Below are 22,056 nucleotides of genomic sequence, written 5' to 3'. Positions count from 1 at the left end.
CCCGGTGCTAGCGTCCCCGCCATGGCAAACCGTTCATATCTCTACTCGGCAGACTCGATGCCGAACGAGGCGGAGATCCCCCAACGGGTCCGATGCATATCCGAGCACAACTGGGACGTCCCCCTCGCGCACAAGCTCATGGTGGGGCGCGGAACGACGATCGTCCCGTCCATGATCTGGAACCCTCCGATCGGCATCGCCGCGGACTACGCCGACGGGGCGGCCCTTCTCCTCGACCTCCTGCGCGCGGTCGGCAAGGGCCTGGAGGACGACGCCGAGTTCGCCGAATGCGTCGCCAGGACCACGGCCCACCTCGAGAAGCAGCAGGCGAAGTACTTCCTCCTCGAGACGGGGGAGATCGTCTCGATGGCGGACGACGATCCGGCAGAGAGCGTGCGGCGTCTGGTGTCCGAGGACATCCCCGACGCCGTCGCCGAGGCCGAGGCGGCGATCGTCGGCCGGAACGACGACTGGCTGGCTTCGGTACGAGCCGACTGGCAGAGGCACTTCGCGTCCTTCTACGGCGAGGCGCTCTACTTCTCCTTCCCCGACTGACGGAGCCCGCGGCGCGGTGCCGGGCGATCCCGGCCTGATCGGCAAGAACCCCGGTGGGGTGGGCAGGGCCACGAAGACGGAAGACGGCTCGGAGCGGTTCGCCGGTTTCGGTGAGGGTGGTTCAGCTCGTCCGGCGTGGCCCCGGCGGGGCGGGAGGCGATGGAGGAGGAGACCTCTCCCGCGGACGGGCGACTCCGCAGCGGGCGAGAACCCCGTGGCGGCGGTCGGGCCGGTGTCAGGGCCGCACTTCGACGCGTGCCCGGTCGCAGATCCGCGGGCCGTGGGCCTCGGCGCCGAAATCGGCCCCGCCCGCACGCGGTTGACGAGCAACCGGATGATGTTGCCATGACCCCTACCTCCCGCCGCAGCCTGCTCACCGCGCTGTCCGCCACCGCCGCCGCGGTTCCCCTCGCGTCCCTGACCGCCGGCCCGGCCCGTGCCGCTCAGACGGCCGCCACGGCTGCGGCTCCCGCCCCGGCCCCGCTCGCCGGCCCCGCGCCCGGCCTGAGCACCCCCCGCTCCGCGGTGACCGTCTCCCCCCTCGGCGCCGACTGGTTCACCCCCGTCGCTCTCGGCGCGCTCAGCACCAGCGTGCTGTCCGGCACTCCCGCCCGTACCGAGGTCACTTCCGGTGGCAAGCGCGTCGCGCTGCTGACGCTCGGAGCCCGTACGGTGCTGCTTCCCGGCCCCGAGCGCACCTTCACCGAGAACAAGCGGCCCTTCGTGGACGACTTCCAGCGGACCCTGCCGGACCTGTCCCTCCCCGAGGCCGACCGCGTGTACTGGGGCACCGCTCCCGGCGGCGGTGGGTGGACCACCCTCGGCGGCGCCGCCTCCGACTACTCGGTGACCCCCGGCGCCGGCGTCATCAACCTGACCACGGACTACGCGAGCCGCCACGCCAGCGTCCGCGACGGGGAGATCACCGACGTCGACGTACGGTCGGTGGCCAACTTCGACAAGGTGCCGACCGGTCAGGCGTGCTCGTACGCTCTGTCCTTCGGCTATCAGGACTCACACAACAGCTACCGGGCCCGGCTGTCCTTCACGACCACGGGTGCCGTCGAGCTCCGTGTCGAGAAGGAGGTCGCCGACGCCGTCACGCAGCTGGTACCGGCGATCTCCCTGGCCACCGGCGTCGCCGCCGGCACCGACTGGACCATACGGGTCCGCCGCGAAGGAACCAAGATCCAGGTCAAGGCCTGGCGCACGAACACGATCGAGCCGGCCGCCTGGACCACAGAGGTCGACGACACCACCTTCGGCAAGGGCCGGGTGGGCCTTCGGGCCCTCGCCAACGACGGCTGCACCAACCTGCCGATCAAGCTCACCGTCAGCCGCTTCGAGGTCACCGCCGCCACGTGGGAGACCCTGCCGACCGTCACCCACACCGACTGGGTGCGCGTTCTGGAGCAGCCGTTCGACGGCACCTGGACTCCGGCGCTGGAGGCGCAGATCCGCTCCTGGGCCGGCTCGACCGCGCCCGACGTCCTCGCCTGCGCGGCGATGTTCCTCCCGGACGCGCCCGCCGTGACCGCGGGGACGGGTGCCGCGGCGGGCAAGCAGGTCCTCGGCCAGGCCGGCTACGGCTACCTCGACCCGCGGGGCAACCGCTACGAGGGCGCCGACTTCCACGAGTACATGAACCTCGGCTGGACCTTCCCGGACGGCACCTACACCGGCCCGTCCAGCAAGCAGGTCGGCAACCTGGACTGTTCCGGCTACACGCGCATGGTGTTCGGCTACCACCACCGGGTCCCGATGGCGGCCGGAGCCGACACCTCCAGGACGCGTCTGCCGCGCAAGTCCCGCGACATGGTGGACTACGCTCCGGGGACCCGCATCGACCGGACGACCGGCGGCACCCCGCCCGCCGCGACCCTGCTGCAGCCGGGTGACCTGGTCCTCTTCAACGCCGACTCCGGCGACGACAGCCCGACCGTCACGGTCGACCACGTCGGCATCTACCTGGGCAGGGACACGAACGGCAAGCGCCGCTTCCTCTCCAGCCGCAAGACCGGAAACGGCCCGACCATGTCCGACCTGGCGGGCTCCTCCACCCTGGACGGCACGGGCACGTACGCCACGAAGCTCCACACCGTGCACCGCATCTGACGCACGGCCCACGGCCCGGCCCACTCCTCAAGTACACCCACGGCCGGACGGCCGGATCAACGTCGGGGCCCTCGGTGATCCGGCGGAGGTCGTCGCCGTGGTCGAGCAGAGGGACAACGGTAAACCGGTCGGCCTCCGCGACCACTGCTCCCTCGACGCACCAGAGGACACGCACCCGGGTCGGGACGTGCCCGGCGCGACTCGATCGTCCGGACGCCCATGTTCAGCACGGTCGGCACCGCGTCAGAGACGACCTGAAGGCCTCGGACCCGTCATCGGACCGGTCGGGCCGGCGGGGGCGTCCGTCCGCCGCTCCCAGCGGACCTCCCCGTCCACGATCCGGCCGGTCGGGGCGAGGCCGGCCGCGCGGGCGACGGCGGCGGAGGCGGTGTGGCCGGGGTGGACGTGGGCGACGACGGTCCGCACGCCCCGGTCCGTGAGCAGCCCGACCAGGGCGCGGGCCGCCTCGCGGGCGATCCCGCGTCCCTGCCAGGCGGTCCCGACGACCCAGGCGACCTCCGCGACCCGTCCGCCCCCGGTGACGGTCGCCTGCACGGTCCCGGCGAGGCGGTCCTCGGCACGGAGCCGCACCACCCAGTTGTGCCAGGTCACGGCCGGGTCCGGCGATCCGGCGGTCAGCCGCTCGTAACGTGCCCGCAGCGCGGCCGGGTCCAGGGGCTCGCCCCCGGTGAAGGCGTACAGGGCGGGGTCGGCCAGGACCTCCGCCATCTCCCCGGCGTGCGCGACGGCGAGCGGTACGAGGTCGAGGCGTTCGGTGCGCGGGGTTCCGGGCGCGGCCCGGCCGTCCGGTTCGGTCACCGGGGGATCGTCGCACGTCTCCCCTCTGGTCCCGGCCCCTCCCCCGGCCGTCCCTCCGGGCGTACGGGACCCCCCGGCCGACCAAGGTCGTCACGGATGCAGAATGACCCGCATGCCCCTGACGAACACACCGAAGCCGGCCGTGATCGACGACGCTCCGGAGATCGGCCGCATCCTGGCCTCCGCCTTCGGCGACGACCCGATGATGCGCTGGTTCTTCCCCGGCGACGCCGGTCGCGAGGCGGGTCTCCGCCGGTACTTCACCACCCTCTTCACCCGGCAGTACGGCCTCCACGGCGTGTGCGAACGCACCGACGCGGCGGCGGCGTTCTGGGTGGCGCCCGAGGGCGCCGAGAAGGCCGTCCCCGACGCGGAGACGATCGGGCTGCTCCAGGAGATCCTGGGCGACCGGGCCGGGGTCTTCCGCGACGCGGTCACGGCCGCCGCCGAGCACGGTCCGGCCGAGCCCCACTGGTACCTCGCCGTCGTCGGCGCCGACCCCGCCGCCCGGGGACGGGGCCACGGCTCCGCCCTGCTGCGCTCGGGCCTGGCCAAGGCGGACGCGGCGGGCCTGCCGGTGTACCTGGAGTCCTCCAAGCCGGACAACCTCCCCGTCTACGAGCACTTCGGCTTCGTCGTGCGCGACGAGTTCCGGCTGCCGGGCGGCGGCCCGGTCCTGTGGGCGATGCGGCGGGAGCCGCAGGCGCCGTGACTCAGGGGTGGTCCCGGGACAGGTGACGACGCAGCAGGACGTTCGCGTCCGTCTCCGCGCTGCGGTCGCACCGTTCCCGGGCCTCGCGCCGCTCCCGCACGAGCAGCGCGCAGGCGGTGCAGTGCGGTACGGGGCGGGGCGGGCGGCTCAGGCCGGGCACCGGGCCGCCCGCGCCGTTGCCCGCCCGCGTCCGGTCGTTGGCCGCCCGCACGCCCGCGCTCAGCCGCTCGGCGGGGGTGGCCGGGCGCAGGTCGGCGGGGTTCGCCTGCCACTCCCGGCCGCCGCCCACGGGCCGCAGCATCGCGTACGGCCCGGCCTTTCCCCGGAACTCCCCCACCACCCGCGCCACTTGGTCGTACACGAGCGCCCCGCGCTCCGGTCCTCGCGACTCCATGCGCCCTGTCTCCTTCTCCTCCACCGTCTGCGCGCAGCGCCACGGGTGGACTACCGTGCGTGTTCCGGGTACAGGGTGAGGATGTCCCGGTTCCAGGGAACGAAGAGCGCGGTCGGGCGGTACTTCTGCAGGTGGCGCGGGTAGTTCCACATCTTCCACAGAGGGAGGGCGCGCCATGCCGGCGAGACGTGCGGTCACGGGCCGGAGTCAGGAGCCGAGGAAGCGGTTCGCGGAAGAGCTGCGGTCGTTGCGGACCGAACGGGAGCTTCCCCTGCGGAAGCTGGGCGAAGTCGTGGGCTGGGACTGGTCCTTGTTCTCCAAAATGGAGAACGGGGAGACGCTGGGCGGCCCTGAGGTCGTACAGGCGCTGGACCAGTACTACGGGACGCCGGGGTTGCTGCTGACGCTGTGGGAACTGGCACTGAACGATCCGAACCAGTTCAAGGAACGGTATCGCCAGTACATGACGCTGGAAGCGGAAGCGACGAGCCTCTGGTATTACGCGGTGGGTGCCGTTCCGGGCCTCCTCCAGACCCCGGCCTGCGCTCAGGCCTTGCTGTCGGCAGGCGGCATGGACGGCGACGAGCTGGTCGCCCAAGTAGAGGCACGTACAGGGCGGCGAGGACTGCTGTCGGACGAGGGGGCTCCCGCCTTCCGCGCGATCCTGTCGGAGACCGTGCTCCGAACACCCTTGCCGGACAGAGACGATTGGCTGGAGCAGCTGGAGTACCTCATGACGATGAGCGAGCAGCGGAACATCACCATTCAGGTCGTACCGCACGCGGTTGGCCCGCACGCTCTGGTGAACACGGACGTGATGTTCCTGCGCTTGTCGGACGGCCGCACAGTGGCCTGGGTCGAGACAGACTTTTCGGGCGATCTCGTGGACGAAGCGTCATCCGTCGAGAGACTCCAGCTCCGCTACGATCGGGTCCGTGATCTGGCCCTTTCCCCCGCTGAATCACGGAAGTTCATCATGCGGACGCTGGAGGAAGCATCATGCGAGCCATCGAACTGAACAACGTCACGTGGCGCAAGAGCTCCTACAGCAACACCGACGGTGGCAACTGCCTGGAAGTCGCCGACAGCCTCCCCCTCGTCCCCGTCCGTGACAGCAAGGTCCCGGCCGGGCCCGTTCTCGTCTTCGGGGCCGGGGCCTGGGCCTCCTTCGTGGGGGACGTCAAGGGCGGTCCGCTCGGGGCGTGAGGCCCGGGCGGTCGCACCGGCGGTGAGGGGCCGGGCCCCGGCGGGGACCGGGGCCCGGCCCCCGCCGAAAAGTTTTCCGCGGAGTCCCGCAACCCCGGGGAGTGCCGCGCGTCTGGTGGGTCGAAGGCGCCCTTCGACAGAACCACCGGGCCGCGCGTCCGGACTTCCTCACTTCCTCGGGAGAACCCCATGTCCAGCCATGCCAAGCGGGACCACCGCCCCCGTCCCCGGGTCCTGGGTGCCGTCCTCACCGGCGCCGCGCTCCTCCTCGGCGGCGGATTCGCCGTCCAGGCCGCCGCCGACGCGGGCCCGGCCCCCGTCCCGGCCCCGGCCCCGCCGAAGGTCGTCACGGCCCCCGACGCCGCCCCGGCCCCGGCCGCCCCGGCGCCGGTCCCGGCCGCCGGGTCCGCCGTTCCGAGGGTCACCGTGCCGGGAACCTCCGTTCCGGGGCCCGCCGCGAAGCCCTCCGTGGCCGCGCCCGCCCCGGCGCCCGCCGTTCCGAAGCCCGTTCCCGCGCCGGAGACCGGCGGGGCGCCGAGGCCCGCCCCCGTCCCGGAGGCCGACCGTGCCGACGGGGCCGTCCCCGCCCCGGTCCCGCCCCGCGTGACCCGGCCGGGCACCGGCAAGTAGCCCCACGGCCGGGCGGGCCGGGGCGTGCGCCCCGGCCCGCCCGGCACCCGCGCAACGGATCGAGGCCCATGCAGTACGTCCTGCCCGCCGCCCCGGCGGCGCCGCCCTGGTGGTCCCGCCTGCTCGCCCGCGCCGCGCACGGCGGGGCCGGGACCGCGCCCGTACGGGGACGGCGCCTCCGGGCGGTCGCGCCGTCCCCGTACGGGGAGGGGCCGACGCCCACGCTCACCGAGCTGTACCACGCCCGGCGGCTCGACATGGTGCGGCTCGCGCTCTTCCTGGTGGACGACCGGCACACCGCCGAGGACGTCGTCCAGGACGCCTTCGCGGCCCTGTGCCGCGCCTACGGCACCTCGCTGGACGGGCTCCGGGACCCCGGCGCGTACCTGCACACCGCCGTGGTCAACGCGGCCCGCTCCGTCCTGCGCAGACGCCGCACCGCCCGCGCCTACGTGCCGCCCCACCCGGGCGCCGGGGCGCCCGTGGACGAGGGGTTGCTGCTCGCCGAGGAGCACCGGCACGTGCTCGACGCGCTCGCGGGGCTGACCCGGCGCCAGCGCGAGGTGCTGGTCCTGCGGTACTGGTCGGAGCTGACCGAGGAACAGATAGCCCAGACCCTCGGACTCTCGCGCGGCACGGTGAAGTCCACCGCGAGCCGCGCGCTCGACGCCCTGGAGAAGAGACTGGAGGCGGTCCGATGACACCGGGCGCCGAAGACCGCGGCCCCGCGACGGGGTCCGGCCGGACCGTGGGGGGCGAGCGGTCGCGGGCCGTGACCGAGGAGCGGCTGCGGGCCGCGTTCGCCGCGCGGGCCGCTCTCGTGACCTACCGCGACCTGCGCCGCGACGCGCCGCCGCAAGGGCGCTCCTGGGGAACGCGCCGCGTCCGCCGGGTGGCCCTCGTCGCGTTCGGCGCGGCCGCCGCCGTGGCCGCCGCGTGCGTCCCGGTCCTGCTGCCCGGCGCCCCGGCGGTCCCGGTCCCGGTGTCCCCCGCCCGTACCGCCACCACCGCGCCCCCGGTTCCGGGTCCGACGCCGACCCCGGCGCCGGCGTCGGACCCGGCGGTCACGACCCCCGAACCGGCCGGCGCCCCGTAGGGAACGCGGAGGGGCCGGAACCCGTGGGTCCCGGCCCCTCCCGCAGGACGGCGCGCGCGGTTACTTCGCGGTGACCTGGTCCAGGCAGAGCACGAACTTGTCCGACTCCAGCTGCTGGGCGAGCGCCGACAGCTGCTCGCCGCACTTGTTCACGTCGAAGCTGTCGTCGATGACCTTGACGACCTTGAAGAGGTCGGCCTTCCCGGAGGAGCAGTCGACGGTGTCGACCTCGGGGTCGTTGTCCGGGCCGGTGACCGTGACGCACTCGCCGGGCTTGGCGTGCACCGGGGCGTCCCCGGTGAGGTGCGGGAGGCCGAGCTTCACGGCGACGGCGAGGACGATCGCCACGACGACACCGCCGACCTTCTTGAGGATCGCGGAACCCTTCTTGGCGGGGGCGGGCTGCTGCTCCGGGGTGGCGGGCTGCTGCTCGGGGCTGAAGGGCGCGGGCGGCGTCGTCATGAAAGGTTCCTCAGGGATGTGAACATGATCAGACGCGAACGCTACATTTATCAAAAACGACAAAAGGGATCACAAGGAATCGTTGACCGATCAGATGCGGAGTCGTGATGCTGTCGCCCCGTCAGGGACGCGGGCCCAGCTGCCGCTGGTGGTCGAGCGCCCTGCGCAGATCCGCCGGCAGCGGGTGGTACGGACCGTAGGCGCGTTCCGCGTCGAAGAGGAGCCGCTGGAGCTGGTCCTGCCCCGACACGTGGTCGCCCGCCGCCAGGAGCAGCAGGCCGATCCGCCGGCGGATGTCGAAGGCGCGGGCGGGTTCCCGCTCGTAGTACGGCAGGACCGCCCGGAACTCCGCGAGCGCGGCGGCCGTCTCCCCCAGCTGTTCCAGGCACAGCGCCGCGTCGTAGCGGAACTGGAGGGCCTGCGGGTCCGCCGGGCCCGCCTCCGCGTCGCGGTCCGCCGCGAGCCGGCGCAGCTCCGGCAGCGCGCGCCGGTACTGCCCGTCGTCCATCAGCGTGGACGCGTACTGCTTGCGCAGGATGCGGACGACCGGCGACCGCGTCCCGTGCTCGGCCTCGGCGGCGGGCAGGATGCCGCCGAGCACGTCCACGGCCCGTGTCAGCGACCCCTCCGCGAGCAGCCGCTTCGCCTCGTCCACGGCGGCGGCCACGTCCGGCCGCGCGGGCGGCGCCGCGGACGAGGCGTACACCCGGGGATCGGCGCGGGGGCCGGATGCCGGGACCGGGGCCGGGGCGTGCGCCGGCGGAGGAGGGGCCGGGGCGGCGGCCACCGGCCCGGACGGGGTCCGTGCCCGGTCCGGCCACGGCGCGTGCGGGCGCAGGAACGGCCGGGTCGGGTCCATCGGCCCCGTCGGCGCCCCGCGTGCGGGCAGCAGCGGCAGCAGGTGCTCGTACACCTCGTGCGCGCCGGACGGGCGGTCTCCGGGGTCCTTGGCGAGCAGCCGCAGCACCAGCGCCTCCAGCTCCACGGGCACCTCGGGGCGCAGCCGCCGGAGCGGGACGGGCGGCTCGTACAGGTGCCGGTGCAGCACGCCGAGCGCGGTCGAACCGGAGAACGGCACGTTCCCGCTGAGGAGTTCGTGGAGCAGGACCCCGAGTGCGTACAGGTCGGTGGAGGGCCCGACGGAGCCCCCCATGGCCTGTTCCGGCGCCATGTACGCCGGGCTGCCGATGGGCGAGCCGGTGTGGGTGAGGCGGGTGGTGTCGGTGTCCAGGACGGAGGCCACCCCGAGGTCGAGGACGGTCACCGTGCCGTCCGGACGGATCATCACGTTCCGCGGCTTGAGGTCGCGGTGCACGATCGGGACCGCGTGCACGGCGGCGAGCACCGGGCACAGCTGCGCGGCGACGCACACCGCCCACTCCCACGGGTACGGGTCGTGCTCGGCGAGGTGGTCGGCGAGGTCCGCGCCCTCCACGTACTGCATGACGAGGTACAGGTCGTCGTCCTCGCTGCCCGCGTCGTGCACGGTCACCAGGCCGGGATGGGCCACGCGCGCGGTGACCCGGCACTCGCGCACGAAGCGGCGGCGCAGTTCGTCGGCGTCGGCGGCGGGGCCGGTCATGGCGGCCGGCCGGAGCAGCTTCACCGCGACCCGGCGGTCGAGGCGCCCGTCGTAGGCCGTCCAGACCTGGCCCATGCCGCCCTGGCCGATGACGGTGGCGAGTTCGTAGCGCCCTCCGACGACCCGCCCGCTCACCGGCCGCCTTCGTCTTCCCGGGGCTCCTTGCGCAGCAGGTCGCTCAGCTCGTCCAGTTCGGCGCGGACCTGCTCGATGCGGGGCGCGGGCCGAGGGGCGGGGGTCACGGGCGCGGGGGTGGCGGAGGCGGGGGTCACGGGAACGGTGTACGGGTTCGGGCCCGCGCCCGGAACGCTCCCGCTCGGAACGGTGACGGCGGTGCCGAACGCGTATCCCCGCGGGTCGTGGCCGAACGCCGTCCCCTCCGCGCGGCGGCGTTCGGCGTGGCGGATCTCCCCGATCAGGTAGTACGTGACCGGGCCCGCCACCAGGACCGTGATGACGCCGAGCGCGACGAAGGACTCCGCGGTGGTGACCTCCTGGTCGCCGGTGGCCGCCGCGTACGCGAACAGGCCCGCTCCCGCGAGGAACGTCAGGGCGCACAGCACCCAGTCCGCCGTCCTGCGGGTGACGACCGCCAGCCGCAGCATCGGCGCCCAGGCCAGGAAACCGCAACTGAGCAGCGCGAGCGCGCAGAAGAGGAAGCGCAGGGCGATCCGGCCGCCGGAGGCGGGGCTCCTCGGCGGCTGCGGGACCTGCGGGGGGCCGTACATCCTGCTGCTCCTGCTCGGACGGTTCGGGTGCGGAGCACGAGCGTATACACCCCCGGGGACAACGGCTCCGGGATACCCGGAACCGTTGTGGAACGGATGAGGAGCGGCGCGCCCGGCCCGCCCGGGACGTCAGGGCGCCACGGAGCCGTTCGCCAGGCCGTCGTACATCCCCTGGACCAGCCGGTCGCCGAGGCGGGAGGTCTCCCGCAGGGCCTCCTCGAACGCGGCGAGGGCGCGGAACCGCTCCCCGAGCACGCGCTGCTCGGCCAGGGGAAGGCGCGGGAGCCGGAGGCGGCGGACGTCGAGCCGGGTCGCGGTGGAGGCGTAGCTGCTGGCCTGCCGGGTGTTTGCGGTGGCACGGAGGAAGCCCGCCACGAACCAGGGGTCGAGGGCCGCCGGGTCGGGGCGCAGCAGGTGGAGGTTGCGGCCGAGTGCGGCGCCCTCGGCGGAGGCGTCCACGACCCGCACGGCCGCGCCGCCGCCCAGGACGGGGACGACGACGTCCCCGGCGGCGAGCAGCACCGGCTCCTCCGGCGGCCCGTCCGGCAGCGTCCCGGAGGGGGGCTGGGCGGCCAGGACGTCGTGGTCGGTCAGGACGGCGACCGGGGCGGAGGCGGGGGCGGTGCCCGTGCCGCCCGCACACAGGGTCAGGGCCCCGGCGCGGGCCAGTTCGCCGACCGTCGTGACGGGCCCGCCGGCCCCGGTGCCGACCGGGCCGGTGACGGGCGGCGGAGTCAGTTCCCGGGTGCGGCGCAGCGTCTCGGTCAGCCGCTCGCGCACCCCGGCCAGCTGCGCCGGTCCCCCGGCCTCGGCCGGGGGCGGGAGGTGGCGGGCGGGGGTGAGGTCCACGTCGTCGTCGAGGAGTTCGACGACGGACACGGAGCGGCTCGCGCCCGGGACCCCGCCCGCCGCGCCGTCCCGGTCGAAGGGCGTCCAGGCGTCCAGTACGGCCGTGTGGACGGCCTGCCAGTCGAGCCGGTCGCGCCCCTCCCTGCCCGGTGCCGCCTGCTCGGACGCGGTGTCCACGAGAAGGACCTCGGAGGCGGGCCGGGCGCCGGGGACGGGCTTGCGCAGCACCCAGAGGTGGAGCGGGATGCCGTACGGGGGCGCGGCCCCGGCCGGGAGGGCGACGACCGCGCGCAGGGCGCCCCGGCGGAGCAGGTCGGCGCGGACGCGGCGGCCCGCGCGGCGGGCGGCGGCGGCGGGCGGCATGAGGAGGACGGCGGTGCCGCCGGGACGGAGACGGGCCAGGGCGTGCTGGACCCAGGCGAGTTCGGACTCCGTGCGGGCCGGGAAGCCGTACTCCCAGCGCGGGTCGTAGGCCAGCTCGTCGTGGCCCCAGTTGCGGTCGTTGAACGGCGGGTGGCAGAGGACGGCGTCCGCGGCGAGCGCGGGGAAGGCGTCGGCGCGCAGGCTGTCGCCGGACCGGACCCGGATGTCGGCGTCGGTGGTGAGCGCCAGGCGCAGGGCGGTGAGCGCGGCGAGGTCGGGGTCGGCGTCCTGGCCGCAGACGGCGCCGGGGCCCTCGACCGCGCCCAGCAGGCCGCCGGTGCCGGCGGCGGGATCGAGGACGATGGGCGGAGCGCCGCCGTCGCGCGCGTGCGCGGGGGCCGCGAGCGCCGCCATGAGGGCGGCGGGGCCGGGTGGGGTGAGCGTGTACTGGCGCGGGTTGGCGTCGAGGTGCCGGCCCAGGAGGAACTCGAAGGCCGGGCGGACGCCGGCCCCGGCCGCCAGTTCGGCGGCCCCGCGCAGCAGGGGGAGGGAGACGGCGAGCGCGCCGGACGTGGGCGTGGGCACGGCCCGCTCGGGCCCCAGCCGCTCGGTCAGCACCTCTTCGAGGGCGACGGGGAGCAGCCGGGCCAGCCGTTCGTCGGGGAGCTCGGCCAGCGAGGGCCAGGCCGCGGACCGGTCCTGCACGAGGAGGAGGACGCAGCCCACGTGGACGAGGGCCGTGACGGCGCCGGCCGGGTGACCGGCGACCTGCTGCCAGACGCGCTCCCCGAGCGGGACCTCGGCCAGCTTGCCCTGCGCGCGGAGCCACCGTTCGACCTCGGCGAGGGCGAAGGACGGGCTGGTCTCCGTGCCGCCCACGGGTTTGGGGAAGTCGGCGTGGCGGCGGCGCCAGTTGCTGACGGCGGCCCGGCCGACCCCGGCCAGCCGGGCGATCCCGGCGGCGGTCACCTCGGCGGCCGTGCCCGTCTCCTCCTCGCCCGCGCTCCTCGCGCCCGTTCCTCCGGTACCCGCCCCGGCCGCGTTCTCCGGCACCTGACCCATCTCCCCTGGCTCGCCTTCCGGCCGGATTCCCGACGGGACCCCTGGCAGGTCCCCGGCCGTCTCCTGTGTGACGCCCATCCTACTGACGAACCCCGCGAAAGACACTTCACAGTGTGATCCGACCCCGCTCGCGTGAACCATGTTGACTCGGTTCACAAGCTCTGCTGTGATTGACCCATCGCTCCAGACATCACCGTCGTCCGGGAGGACACACCCATGTCGTACGACACCCAGGTCCCGCCTGCCGCCCCGCAGCGGATCATGCGCAACGGCCTCGGCACCGCCGCCCTGATCCTCGGCATCATCGGCACGCTCTCCGGACTCGTCCCGCTGCTCTTCTGGCTGGCCGGCATCCTGGGCCTGATCGCCCTGATCCTCGGATTCGTCGGCAAGGGTCGCGTGAAGCGCGGCGAGGCGAACAACAAGGGAGTGGCCCTCACCGGCGCCCTCCTCGGCCTCGCGGCCCTGATCCTCTCGGTCGTCGGCGCGGTGATCACGTTCACGGCCGTCAGCGACGCGGTCGACGAGATCGACAAGGCCGTCAAGGACGCGGCCCCCAAGGACCCGAAGGCCAAGGACCAGGGAGCCAAGGACCAGCCCGCCAAGCCCCTGGCGGACGGCGACACCTCGGTCTACGACGACGACCTCAAGGTCACGGTCTCGGACCCGAAGGCGTACGAGCCCGGCGAGTTCGCGGCGAACCACACCGCGGGCAACAAGGCGTACCAGGTCACCGTCGTCATCGAGAACGGCGGCAAGAAGAAGTTCGACGCCACCCTCGTCACGCTGAACGGCCGCACCGGGGCGAACGGCGCCGCGGCCGAGCAGATCTTCGACGAGAAGGTCGGCGCGGGCTTCCAGGGCACCGTCCTGCCCGGCAAGAAGGCCACCCTCACCGTCGCCTTCGACACCCCCAAGGGCGCCAAGGACCTGACGGTCGAGGTGCACCCCGGCTTCGACTACAACGCCTCGCAGTGGGAGCTGAAGCTCGGCTGACCGGCCGGACCCGCTTCCCCGGGGCCCGGCGCCCCGGGCACCGCCCCACCGGACACCCCGTACGACACGCCTCGGAGACCCACCCCATGCACACCCCCCGCACCCCCGCCCGCCCCCGCCCGCGCGCCCGCCGTGCCGCCGCGGCCGTCCTCCTGTGCGCCGCCGTCGCGACCGGCGCCGCCGCCTGCGGCCCGTCCCCGGACGGCGCGAAGCCGAAGGGGCCCTTCGCGGAGCTGACCGGATCGCAGGTCCTCGACAAGGCGTTCGCGGCGACGAGGGCGGCGAAGTCCCTGACGGTGGCGGTCGACATGACGTCCGAGGGCGAGCGGGTGAAGGCCCACCTCTCCCTCGACGACGCGGGGAGGTGCACCGGCACGCTGTCCACGGGCACGGCCGCCACGACCGAACTGATCAAGGCCGACTCCAAGGAGGTGTACCTGCGCTTCGACGACGCCTCCCTGCGCGAGCAGACCGAGGGGGAGAGCCCCGAGGTGCGGGAGGGCGTGCTCAAGGCGCTCAGGGGCCACTGGGTCAGGACCCCGGTGACCGACCCCGACACGAAGGACGTCCTGGAACTCTGCGACCTCGCGTCGCTCCTCGACGGATTCGAGCAGGGCGCGAGCGGCATCGTGAAGGGCGGAGAGGCCACCGTCGACGGCCGGAAGGCGCTGACGGTGACGGAACCGGACGACGGCGGTGTGACGAGGACCGTGTACGTGGCCGCGGAAGGCACTCCGTACGTCCTGAAGATCGTCACGAAGGGCGGCGACGAGCCGGGGACGATCGCCTTCCCGCAGTACGGGAAGCCGGTCGTGGCGAAGGTCCCGGCGGCCGGGGACATCGCCGACATCGGCTGAGCCGGACGAGGACGCGACACGTGCGAGGGGGCCGCCGCCGGGGAGCGGCCCCCTCGCACGTGTCGCGTGCCCCGGCGCCGGGGCCCGGCGCCGGGAAAGGGCCCGCCGGCCTCAGCCGATCCGGTGCCTGACCCACACGTTGGGCTCGACGTAGACCGCGTAGCCGCGCGACGCCTCGCAGTGGACCGGGACGAGGGCGCCCGGGACCTCGACCGGGCCGTCCGTGTCGAAGGGCAGGCCGGTCCACTTCCGCCACTGCCCGACGGAGCCGGCGACCGTCATCGACGCCGGGGCCACCGCCTCGATCACGCCGCCCGCGCGCACGTGGGCGCGGAGCCACGGGTCGTGCGGCAGGCCGTCGGACGCGCGGGTGCGGAAGGCGTACTCGTGGAGGGAGGACCCGGCCTCCAGGTGCTTGTGGTTGGGGCGGACCGGGGCGACCAGCTCGGAGAAGCCGAGCCGGCCCGCGTTCTCCCGCAGGGCGGCGAGCATCCGGTGCGAGACGCCCCGGCCGAGGAACTCCGTGTCGACCGTGATCTCGATCGCGCTGACCGTGTCGGCCTCGCGGCCGTGCTTCAGGTCGGAGAAGGCCCACAACAGGACCTCGTCCCAGCCCCGGTCGGGCAGTTCGCGGCGGCCGTCCAGGTCGAGCCGGAAGGGGACGGAGAACCCCCGGGCGACGACCTTCCCGCCGGGGTCGGTGGCGACGAGCACGTACTCCGGGAACCGCCGCACGATCTGTCCCATGTTCGCCCAGCCCACCGGGTCGTACATCATGAACTCGGGCCAGAGGTCGCGCATGCCCCACATCGGCCCCTCCAGTGCGGGGCGCTCGGCGAGGGTCGATATGTTCAGGTCCATGGACGCAGCGTAAAGATCGTTCCGGCGGGAACCAACGGGTTTTCCCGCAGGTCGCCGCAGGGGCCCGCGTCCGGGCGCCGTCCTACGGGAGCTTCTGCTCCGGGCAGCCGCCGAGGACCCGCTTCATCGCGTCCCGCTCCCCTTCCGTCACCCACACCGCGTACTTCTTCTTCACCGCGACCTGCCGGGCCACGTACGCGCAGCGGTACGCGCCGTTCGGCGGCAGCCAGGTCGCCGCGTCGCCGTCGGACTTGCCGCGGTTGGTGGCGGCGTCCACGGCGAGCAGGTTGAGCGGGTCGTTGGCGAAGCGGCGCCGGGTCTCCGCGTCCCACTGCCGCGCCCCCTTCTGCCAGGCGTCGGAGAGCGCCACGACGTGATCGATGTCGATCTTGCTGCGGCCCCGGGTGTAGGTGACGGTGGTGCCGGTGTACGGGTCGTTCTTCAGGGTGCCGGAGGCGACCTTGCAGTGGCCGTCCGCGAACCGGACCCCGGTCAGGTCGCGCTTGAGGATGTCGTCCCGGGTGCCGCAGCCGTTCTTGTCGACGTCCACCCAGGCGCGGCCGAACTTCTCCCGGTCGTACCCGGTCTTCGGGGCCCGCCCCTTGACGGTGAGGGCGTCCACGGCGGCGAGGGCGGTGCCGGGCGCGGCCGACCGCCCCGGCGTACCGCCGCCGGAGCCGGCGGAACAGCCCGCGGCGAGGAGGACGGCGGCGGCGAGGGCCGGGAGGGCGAGGTTCCTTCGATACGTCGGCACCATGGAATCCTAGGTCGGACGGTCCGGGACCCTCCGGCCCCGGGGTGTTCTGGTTCCCCCGTTCCGGAACGCCACACCTTCCCGGGGGCCGTCGCGCCCCCGGGGGCCTCCGCCCTTCCAGGAGCCGTCACGCTTCCCCGGACCGCGTCACACCTCCCCGGAGGCCGCCACGCCCCGGAGGCCGTCACATCTCCCCAGAGGCCGTCACATCTCCCCCGCCCCGCTCCACCCTGCTCTTCCCGAAGTGACTTCCGTCCGGAAGCGGTAGGGACCCGCCCCCGCCGGTCATCAACGGAACCATGGGAACCATGCTCGCCCTCTGCCGCGCCGCCGCGGCCCTGCTCACCACGGCCGCCCTCGCCCTGTCCCCGTCCGCCGCCGCCTCCCCCGGCCACCGGGACCCCGGGTGGCGGGGCGCGTGGGCCGCCTCCCCGCAGGCGCCGACCGACCGGTACGCCCCCAACTGGTCGCAGCGGGGCTTCGACGACCACACGCTCCGCCAGGTCGTCCGCGTCACCGCCGGCGGCGACCGGGTCCGGATCGAACTGTCGAACCGTTACGGCACCGCTCCCCTGCGGATCGCCGGCGCGACCCTCGCCCGCGCCGCGCGCGGCGGCGCGGTCGTGCCGGGCTCCTCCCGGCACCTCCGCTTCGGCGGGGAGGAGTCCGTGACGGTCCCGGCCGGCGGCACCCTCCACAGCGACGCCGTCCGCTTCCCCGTCACGCCCTTCGAGTCCCTGACCGTCACCCTCCGCCCGGCGGGCCCCACCGGTCCCGCCACCTTCCACCAGCTCGCCGCCGCCACCACCTACCGCGCCACCGGCGACCACCGCGCCGACGAGTCCGGCGCGGCCTTCGGCGAGACCGGCCGGTCCTGGTACTACCTCTCGGGCGTCGAGGTCTCCGGCGGGCCGGACGCCGGCCGCCGCGACGGGGTCGTCGCCCTCGGCGACTCCCTCACCGACGGCGCGGGCTCCACCCCCGACGCCGACAACCGCTACCCCGACGAACTCGCCGAGCTCCTGGCCGGGGCCGGGCGCCCCCGCGCCGTCCTCAACCACGGCATCGGCGGCAACCAGCTCCTGAGCGACACCTCCTGGGCGGGCGAGAAGGGCCTCACCCGCTTCCGGAAGGACGTCCTCACCGAGCCGGGCGTCCGGACCGTCGTCGTCCTCGAAGGCATCAACGACATCGGCGCCGGTAAGGACGTCTCCGCCGAACGGCTGATCGACGGGTACCGCACCCTGATCGGCGAGGCCCGCGCCCGGGGCCTCCGGGTCGTCGGCGCGACCCTCCTCCCGGTCGGGGGCTCCCGCTACGGCACCCCGGCCAACGAGGCCGTGCGGGACGCCGTCAACCACTGGATCCGCACCTCGGGCGCGTACGACGCCGTCGCGGACTTCGACCGCGCGGTGGCGGACCCGGCCGACCCGGACCGCATCCTCCCGGCCTACGACTCCGGGGACGGGCTCCACCCGAACGACGCGGGCTACCGCGCGATGGCGGCGGCGGTGGACCCGGACCTGCTCTGAGCCGGTCTCGGGTAGTGGTCGGTTCCCCGGAACCGACCACTACCCATCCGCGTCAGGACCCCAGGATCGTCGTCAGGAACTCCCCCGTCCACGCGAGCAGTTCGCGACCCACCACCGGCTTCCCGCCGATCCTGCCCGCCGTCGGGCGCGGGACCAGGACCTGGTGGGCGGCCGGCTTGAGGACCGCGCGCGGGTGCAGGCGCTTGAGCCGCAGCTCCTGGGACTCCCGCAGCTCCACCGGGGCGAAGCGGACGTTCTGGCCCTGGAGGACGATCTCGCCGACCCCGCAGGCGCGGGCCAGCATCCGCAGGCCCGCCACCAGGAGCAGGTTCTCGACCGGCTCGGGCAGCTTGCCGTAGCGGTCGGTCAGCTCCTCCCGCACCGCCCTGATGTCCTCCTCCGAGGTCGCGGAGGCGATCGCCCGGTACGCCTGGAGGCGCAGCCGCTCGCCCGGCGCGTAGTCGTGCGGCACGTGCGCGTCGACCGGCAGCTCGATCTTGACCTCCGGCGGGGCCTCCTCCTCCGCGCCGCCCTCCATCTGCGCCCGGTAGTCCGCGACCGCCTCGCCGACCATCCGCACGTACAGGTCGAAGCCGACGCCCGCGATGTGGCCGGACTGCTCGCCGCCGAGCAGGTTGCCCGCGCCCCGGATCTCCAGGTCCTTCATCGCCACGTACATGCCCGCGCCCATCTCGGTGTGCTGGGCGATCGTCGCGAGCCGCTCGTGCGCGGTCTCCGTCAGCGGCTTCTCCGGCGGGTACAGGAAGTACGCGTAGCCGCGCTCCCGGCCGCGCCCGACCCGGCCGCGCAGCTGGTGGAGCTGCGACAGCCCGAAGTTGTCGCCGCGCTCGACGATGAGGGTGTTGGCGTTGGAGATGTCGATGCCGGACTCCACGATCGTCGTGGAGACGAGCACGTCGAACCTCTTCTCCCAGAAGTCGACCACGACCTGCTCCAGGGCCTGTTCCGACATCTGGCCGTGGGCGGTCGCGATCCGCGCCTCGGGCACGATCTCGCGCAGCCGGGCCGCCGCCCGGTCGATGGAGTCGACCCGGTTGTGGATGTAGAAGACCTGGCCCTCGCGCAGGAGTTCGCGCCGGATCGCGGCGCCGATCTGCTTCTCCTCGTACGGTCCGACGAAGGTGAGGACCGGGTGGCGCTCCTCCGGCGGGGTGGTGATCGTGGACATCTCGCGGATGCCGGTGACCGCCATCTCCAGGGTGCGGGGGATGGGGGTGGCGGACATGGTGAGCACGTCCACGTTGGCCCGGAGCTTCTTCAGCTGCTCCTTGTGCTCGACGCCGAACCGCTGCTCCTCGTCCACGATGACCAGGCCCAGGTCCTTGAACCTCGTCTCCGAGGAGAAGAGGCGGTGGGTGCCGATGACGACGTCCACCGAACCGTCCCGCAGCCCCTCCAGGGTCGCCTTCGACTCGCTCTCCGACTGGAAGCGGGACAGCGCCCGCACCTTCACCGGGAACTGCGCGTACCGCTCGGAGAAGGTCCCGAAGTGCTGCTGCACGAGCAGCGTCGTCGGCACCAGGACCGCGACCTGCTTGCCGTCCTGGACCGCCTTGAAGGCCGCCCGGACCGCGATCTCCGTCTTGCCGTAGCCGACGTCGCCGCAGATCAGGCGGTCCATGGGGACGGTCTTCTCCATGTCCTCCTTCACCTCGGCGATGGTGGAGAGCTGGTCGGGCGTCTCCACGTACGGGAAGGCGTCCTCCAGCTCCCGCTGCCAGGGGGTGTCGGGGCCGAAGGCGTGGCCGGGGGCCGCCATCCGCGCCGAGTACAGCTTGATCAGGTCGGCGGCGATCTCCTTGACGGCCTTCTTGGCGCGCGCCTTCGTCTTCGTCCAGTCCGCGCCGCCGAGCCGGTGCAGGGTCGGCGCCTCGCCCCCCACGTACTTGGTGACCTGCTCCAGCTGGTCGGTCGGGATGTAGAGCCGGTCGCCGGGCTGGCCGCGCTTGGCGGGCGCGTACTCGACGAGCAGGTACTCGCGGGTGGCGCCCTGCACGGTCCGCTGGACCATCTCCAGGTACCGGCCGACGCCGTGCTGCTCGTGCACGATGTAGTCGCCGGCCTCCAGGGTCAGCGGGTCGATCGTCTTGCGCCGCTTGGCGGGCATCCGCTGCCCGTCCTTGCCGGCCGCCTTCTGCCCGGACAGGTCGGTCTCGGTGAGCACGGCCAGCTTCAGCACCGGGTCGACGAAGCCGTGGTCGACGGAGCCGCGGGCCACGTGGACGACCGAGGGCGAGAGGGAGGTGAGGTCGGGGACCAGGCGGGCGGCGATGCCCTCGCCGCCGAGGACCTCGACCGTGCGGGACGCCGTGCCGTGGGCCTCCGTCACGTACACCGCGCGCCAGCCGTCGGCCAGCCAGCCCTTGGTGTCCGCGAGCGCGCGGGCGGTGTCGCCCCGGTACGACTCGGGGGCGCGCATCCCCAGGGTGAGGACGTCGCCGGACAGCTCCTCGTCGGCCGCGAACGGCGACACCGTCCACCAGGGCATGCCCAGCTCGCGCGCCCGGTCCCGGACGTCCGCGATCCCCCACAGGGAGGCCGCGCCGACGTCGATGGGGGCCTCTCCGCCGCCGGCGGTGGCCGCCCAGGACGCCTGCAGGAACTCCTGGCTGGTCGCCACCAGGTCCGCCGCCCGGGTCCGCACCCGCTCGGGGTCGCAGACCACGGTCATGGAGCCCTCCGGCAGGACGTCGAGCAGCAGCTCCATCTCGTCCACGAGGACCGGCGCCAGGGACTCCATGCCCTCGACCGCGATGCCCTGCGCGATCTTGTCGAGGAGTTCGCCCAGCTCCGGGTGCTGTTCGGCGAGGGCCGCCGCCCGCTCCCGCACGGAGTCGGTGAGCAGCAGTTCGCGGCAGGGCGGCGCCCACAGGCCGTGCTCGGCGATCTCCAGGGACCGCTGGTCGGCCACCTTGAAGTAACGGATCTCCTCGACGTCGTCGCCCCAGAACTCGATCCGGAGCGGGTGTTCCTCGGTGGGCGGGAAGACGTCCAGGATGCCGCCGCGCACGGCGAACTCGCCGCGCTTCTCGACCAGTTCCACCCGGGAGTACGCGGCGGCCGCCAGGCCCTCCACGACCTCGTTCAGGTCCGCCGTCTGCCCGGACCTCAGGGCCACGGGCTCCAGGTCGCCCAGCCCCTTGACCTGAGGCTGGAGCACCGAGCGCACGGGGGCGACGACCACGGCGACCGGGCCGGCGGCCGGGTCGTCGTCCCTGGGGTGCGCGAGGCGGCGCAGCACGGCGAGGCGGCGGCCGACGGTGTCGGAGCGGGGCGAGAGGCGCTCGTGCGGCAGGGTCTCCCAGGAGGGGTACTCGGCGACCGTGTCGGGGTCGAGGAGCGAGCGCAGCGCGGCGGCCAGGTCCTCGGCCTCCCGGCCGGTCGCGGTCACCGCGAGCACCGGCCGTCCCGCGTCCCTGGCGAGCGCGGCGACGGCGAAGGGCCGTGCCGCCGCCGGGCCGATCAGGTCCACGTGCGGGCGGTTCCCGTCGGCGGCGGCCTTCACCGCCTCCGCGAGGGCCGCGTCCTTGACGACTACATCGAGCAGGCCGTGCAGGCTCATGAAGCTTTCCATCCGGGGGGGTGACGGGGGCGGGCAACGCGAACGGCCCGGCACGTCGCACGGGCCGGGTGGTCCCGGGCGCGTCCGGCCCGGTCGTCCCCAGCGTACGACGTGCCGCCGTCACTCGCCCGAAGGAACCGTGCCACCCGGGAGGGTGACGCGGCTGGATCGGGGGTGTCCGCACGGATAAGCTTAGTCCACCGCTTAGTCCACCCTTGCTCCTCCTAGCCGTGAGAGGCCGCGATGGAAGCAGCCCGGCAGTACAACGTCCACGAGGCGAAGACCCACTTCTCCAAGATCCTGGAGGCGGTCGCGACCGGCCAGGAGGTGATCATCAGCAAGTCCGGGGAACCGGTCGCGAAGGTGATCCCGCTCCACGGGAAGGTCCGGCGCACGGCCCGGGGCTCCCTCACCGCACCCGTCGTCCTCCACGACGACTTCGACGACGTCTCCGACGACCCCGGCTTCGCCGAGGCGTTCGGGCTCGACCGGGAAGGCGACGCGGAGTGAAGTTGCTGGCCGACACGCACGTCGTCATCTGGTGGCTGCTCGACTCCCCGCAACTCTCCGACGACGTCAAGGACCTGCTCGACACGGAGGAGCACGCCTACGTCAGCGCCGTCACCCCCTGGGAGCTCTCCGTCAAGCAGGCCCTCGGCAAGCTCGACGGACCGGCCGAGCTGCCGGAGCTGGCACGCGGCTGCCAGCTCAAGCCGCTCCCGGTCACCGGGCCGCACGGCATCCGCGCCGGCCGCCTCCCGCCCCACCACCGCGACCCCTTCGACCGGATACTGATCGCCCAGGCCCAGGCCGAGGGGCTCACGCTCGTGACCCGGGACAAGCGCATCCCCCTCTACGACGTGCCCGTCCTCACCGTCTGAGCGGTCCGGGCAGCGGTCC

22 protein-coding genes are annotated in these 22,056 nt (G+C 74.0%); 13 read left to right on the top strand and 9 right to left on the bottom strand.

Annotation, left to right across the window (positions count from 1 at the left end; all coding sequences use genetic code 11):
- Window positions 1–21 precede the first annotated feature (21 nt).
- Complete coding sequence (locus ACFYZY_RS12685) at window positions 22–555, top strand: hypothetical protein (protein WP_388692741.1); 534 nt, start codon at window positions 22–24, stop codon at window positions 553–555.
- A gap of 345 nt (window positions 556–900) precedes the next feature.
- Window positions 901–2,670, top strand: coding sequence for an NlpC/P60 family protein (locus tag ACFYZY_RS12680; RefSeq protein ID WP_388692739.1), 1,770 nt, complete (start codon window positions 901–903; stop codon window positions 2,668–2,670).
- Between the two features lie 243 nt (window positions 2,671–2,913).
- On the opposite strand, the gene ACFYZY_RS12675 is transcribed toward ACFYZY_RS12680, so the two are convergent.
- Window positions 2,914–3,489, bottom strand: coding sequence for a GNAT family N-acetyltransferase (locus ACFYZY_RS12675; protein WP_388692738.1), 576 nt, complete (start codon window positions 3,487–3,489; stop codon window positions 2,914–2,916).
- A 103-nt stretch (window positions 3,490–3,592) separates the two neighbouring features.
- Between ACFYZY_RS12675 and ACFYZY_RS12670 the strand changes: the two genes are divergently transcribed.
- Window positions 3,593–4,201, top strand: coding sequence for a GNAT family N-acetyltransferase (locus ACFYZY_RS12670; protein ID WP_388692736.1), 609 nt, complete (start codon window positions 3,593–3,595; stop codon window positions 4,199–4,201).
- Window position 4,202: 1 nt separating this feature from the next.
- On the opposite strand, the gene ACFYZY_RS12665 is transcribed toward ACFYZY_RS12670, so the two are convergent.
- Window positions 4,203–4,595: a hypothetical protein gene (locus ACFYZY_RS12665; protein ID WP_388692735.1), complete on the bottom strand. Its 393-nt coding sequence runs from the start codon at window positions 4,593–4,595 to the stop codon at window positions 4,203–4,205.
- Window positions 4,596–4,770: 175 nt separating this feature from the next.
- Between ACFYZY_RS12665 and ACFYZY_RS12660 the strand changes: the two genes are divergently transcribed.
- From ACFYZY_RS12660 to ACFYZY_RS12640, 5 genes are all read left to right on the top strand, one after another.
- Complete coding sequence (locus ACFYZY_RS12660) at window positions 4,771–5,613, top strand: helix-turn-helix domain-containing protein (RefSeq protein WP_388692733.1); 843 nt, start codon at window positions 4,771–4,773, stop codon at window positions 5,611–5,613.
- A complete protein-coding gene (locus tag ACFYZY_RS12655; protein ID WP_388692731.1) occupies window positions 5,595–5,801 on the top strand; it encodes a DUF397 domain-containing protein in 207 nt (68 codons plus the stop codon). Before ACFYZY_RS12660 ends, ACFYZY_RS12655 begins: the two co-directional genes overlap by 19 nt.
- A 189-nt stretch (window positions 5,802–5,990) precedes the next feature.
- Window positions 5,991–6,431 (top strand): hypothetical protein, encoded by a 441-nt coding sequence (locus ACFYZY_RS12650; protein ID WP_388692730.1) that lies wholly within the window; start codon window positions 5,991–5,993, stop codon window positions 6,429–6,431.
- A 68-nt stretch (window positions 6,432–6,499) separates the two neighbouring features.
- Window positions 6,500–7,132, top strand: coding sequence for an RNA polymerase sigma factor (locus tag ACFYZY_RS12645; protein WP_388692728.1), 633 nt, complete (start codon window positions 6,500–6,502; stop codon window positions 7,130–7,132).
- Between the two features lie 71 nt (window positions 7,133–7,203).
- Window positions 7,204–7,527, top strand: coding sequence for a hypothetical protein (locus ACFYZY_RS12640; RefSeq protein WP_388692726.1), 324 nt, complete (start codon window positions 7,204–7,206; stop codon window positions 7,525–7,527).
- A gap of 60 nt (window positions 7,528–7,587) precedes the next feature.
- On the opposite strand, the gene ACFYZY_RS12635 is transcribed toward ACFYZY_RS12640, so the two are convergent.
- From ACFYZY_RS12635 to ACFYZY_RS12620, 4 genes are all read right to left on the bottom strand, one after another.
- Window positions 7,588–7,989, bottom strand: a complete 402-nt coding sequence (locus ACFYZY_RS12635) for a hypothetical protein (protein ID WP_388692724.1) — start codon at window positions 7,987–7,989, stop codon at window positions 7,588–7,590.
- A 121-nt stretch (window positions 7,990–8,110) separates the two neighbouring features.
- A complete protein-coding gene (locus tag ACFYZY_RS12630; protein WP_388692722.1) occupies window positions 8,111–9,706 on the bottom strand; it encodes a protein kinase in 1,596 nt (531 codons plus the stop codon).
- The gene (locus tag ACFYZY_RS12625; protein ID WP_388692720.1) at window positions 9,703–10,299 is read right to left on the bottom strand and encodes a hypothetical protein; all 597 of its coding nucleotides are present in this window, start codon (window positions 10,297–10,299) and stop codon (window positions 9,703–9,705) included. The genes ACFYZY_RS12630 and ACFYZY_RS12625 overlap by 4 nt, the downstream gene beginning before the upstream one ends.
- A gap of 129 nt (window positions 10,300–10,428) precedes the next feature.
- Window positions 10,429–12,480 carry an N-6 DNA methylase gene (locus tag ACFYZY_RS12620; RefSeq protein ID WP_388692888.1) on the bottom strand — a complete coding sequence of 684 codons (2,052 nt, stop codon included), beginning with the start codon at window positions 12,478–12,480 and terminating at the stop codon, window positions 10,429–10,431.
- Between the two features lie 309 nt (window positions 12,481–12,789).
- On the opposite strand from ACFYZY_RS12620, the gene ACFYZY_RS12615 reads away from it, so the two are divergent.
- Both ACFYZY_RS12615 and ACFYZY_RS12610 read left to right on the top strand, forming a co-directional pair.
- Window positions 12,790–13,569 (top strand): DUF4190 domain-containing protein, encoded by a 780-nt coding sequence (locus ACFYZY_RS12615; RefSeq protein ID WP_388692718.1) that lies wholly within the window; start codon window positions 12,790–12,792, stop codon window positions 13,567–13,569.
- An 86-nt stretch (window positions 13,570–13,655) separates the two neighbouring features.
- On the top strand, window positions 13,656–14,426 hold the full coding sequence (locus ACFYZY_RS12610; protein ID WP_388692717.1) for a hypothetical protein: 771 nt from the start codon (window positions 13,656–13,658) through the stop codon (window positions 14,424–14,426).
- Window positions 14,427–14,537: 111 nt separating this feature from the next.
- On the opposite strand, the gene ACFYZY_RS12605 is transcribed toward ACFYZY_RS12610, so the two are convergent.
- The gene (locus ACFYZY_RS12605; protein ID WP_388692716.1) at window positions 14,538–15,287 is read right to left on the bottom strand and encodes an N-acetyltransferase; all 750 of its coding nucleotides are present in this window, start codon (window positions 15,285–15,287) and stop codon (window positions 14,538–14,540) included.
- Between the two features lie 82 nt (window positions 15,288–15,369).
- Entirely contained in the window at window positions 15,370–16,044 is a 675-nt protein-coding gene (locus ACFYZY_RS12600) for an HNH endonuclease family protein (RefSeq protein WP_388692715.1), read from the bottom strand.
- 296 nt (window positions 16,045–16,340) lie between these two features.
- Between ACFYZY_RS12600 and ACFYZY_RS12595 the strand changes: the two genes are divergently transcribed.
- On the top strand, window positions 16,341–17,573 hold the full coding sequence (locus tag ACFYZY_RS12595) for an SGNH/GDSL hydrolase family protein (protein ID WP_388692713.1): 1,233 nt from the start codon (window positions 16,341–16,343) through the stop codon (window positions 17,571–17,573).
- Between the two features lie 52 nt (window positions 17,574–17,625).
- On the opposite strand, the gene mfd is transcribed toward ACFYZY_RS12595, so the two are convergent.
- A complete protein-coding gene (gene mfd / locus ACFYZY_RS12590; RefSeq protein ID WP_388692711.1) occupies window positions 17,626–21,156 on the bottom strand; it encodes a transcription-repair coupling factor in 3,531 nt (1,176 codons plus the stop codon).
- A gap of 243 nt (window positions 21,157–21,399) precedes the next feature.
- On the opposite strand from mfd, the gene ACFYZY_RS12585 reads away from it, so the two are divergent.
- The gene (locus ACFYZY_RS12585) at window positions 21,400–21,666 is read left to right on the top strand and encodes a type II toxin-antitoxin system Phd/YefM family antitoxin (RefSeq protein ID WP_388692709.1); all 267 of its coding nucleotides are present in this window, start codon (window positions 21,400–21,402) and stop codon (window positions 21,664–21,666) included.
- Window positions 21,663–22,037: a type II toxin-antitoxin system VapC family toxin gene (locus ACFYZY_RS12580; RefSeq protein WP_388692707.1), complete on the top strand. Its 375-nt coding sequence runs from the start codon at window positions 21,663–21,665 to the stop codon at window positions 22,035–22,037. Before ACFYZY_RS12585 ends, ACFYZY_RS12580 begins: the two co-directional genes overlap by 4 nt.
- Window positions 22,038–22,056 lie beyond the last annotated feature (19 nt).

Source organism: Streptomyces sp. NPDC001744 (genome assembly GCF_042892575.1).
In the GTDB taxonomy this organism is placed as follows: domain Bacteria; phylum Actinomycetota; class Actinomycetes; order Streptomycetales; family Streptomycetaceae; genus Streptomyces.
Note: the sequence above shows the minus strand (reverse complement) of the source record. Positions and strands in the feature narration are given on the sequence as shown.

Excerpts from the sequence above, each read along its gene's own strand:
- ACFYZY_RS12685 (WP_388692741.1), top strand. The coding sequence starts at position 22 with ATGGCAAACCGTTCATATCTCTACTCGGCAGACTCGATGCCGAACGAG.
- ACFYZY_RS12680 (WP_388692739.1), top strand. The coding sequence starts at position 901 with ATGACCCCTACCTCCCGCCGCAGCCTGCTCACCGCGCTGTCCGCCACC.
- ACFYZY_RS12670 (WP_388692736.1), top strand. The coding sequence starts at position 3,593 with ATGACCCGCATGCCCCTGACGAACACACCGAAGCCGGCCGTGATCGAC.
- ACFYZY_RS12665 (WP_388692735.1), bottom strand. The coding sequence starts at position 4,595 with ATGGAGTCGCGAGGACCGGAGCGCGGGGCGCTCGTGTACGACCAAGTG.
- ACFYZY_RS12660 (WP_388692733.1), top strand. The coding sequence starts at position 4,771 with ATGCCGGCGAGACGTGCGGTCACGGGCCGGAGTCAGGAGCCGAGGAAG.
- ACFYZY_RS12655 (WP_388692731.1), top strand. The coding sequence starts at position 5,595 with ATGCGAGCCATCGAACTGAACAACGTCACGTGGCGCAAGAGCTCCTAC.
- ACFYZY_RS12650 (WP_388692730.1), top strand. The coding sequence starts at position 5,991 with ATGTCCAGCCATGCCAAGCGGGACCACCGCCCCCGTCCCCGGGTCCTG.
- ACFYZY_RS12645 (WP_388692728.1), top strand. The coding sequence starts at position 6,500 with ATGCAGTACGTCCTGCCCGCCGCCCCGGCGGCGCCGCCCTGGTGGTCC.
- ACFYZY_RS12635 (WP_388692724.1), bottom strand. The coding sequence starts at position 7,989 with ATGACGACGCCGCCCGCGCCCTTCAGCCCCGAGCAGCAGCCCGCCACC.
- ACFYZY_RS12625 (WP_388692720.1), bottom strand. The coding sequence starts at position 10,299 with ATGTACGGCCCCCCGCAGGTCCCGCAGCCGCCGAGGAGCCCCGCCTCC.
- ACFYZY_RS12615 (WP_388692718.1), top strand. The coding sequence starts at position 12,790 with ATGTCGTACGACACCCAGGTCCCGCCTGCCGCCCCGCAGCGGATCATG.
- ACFYZY_RS12610 (WP_388692717.1), top strand. The coding sequence starts at position 13,656 with ATGCACACCCCCCGCACCCCCGCCCGCCCCCGCCCGCGCGCCCGCCGT.
- ACFYZY_RS12605 (WP_388692716.1), bottom strand. The coding sequence starts at position 15,287 with ATGGACCTGAACATATCGACCCTCGCCGAGCGCCCCGCACTGGAGGGG.
- ACFYZY_RS12600 (WP_388692715.1), bottom strand. The coding sequence starts at position 16,044 with ATGGTGCCGACGTATCGAAGGAACCTCGCCCTCCCGGCCCTCGCCGCC.
- ACFYZY_RS12595 (WP_388692713.1), top strand. The coding sequence starts at position 16,341 with ATGGGAACCATGCTCGCCCTCTGCCGCGCCGCCGCGGCCCTGCTCACC.
- mfd (WP_388692711.1), bottom strand. The coding sequence starts at position 21,156 with ATGAGCCTGCACGGCCTGCTCGATGTAGTCGTCAAGGACGCGGCCCTC.
- ACFYZY_RS12585 (WP_388692709.1), top strand. The coding sequence starts at position 21,400 with ATGGAAGCAGCCCGGCAGTACAACGTCCACGAGGCGAAGACCCACTTC.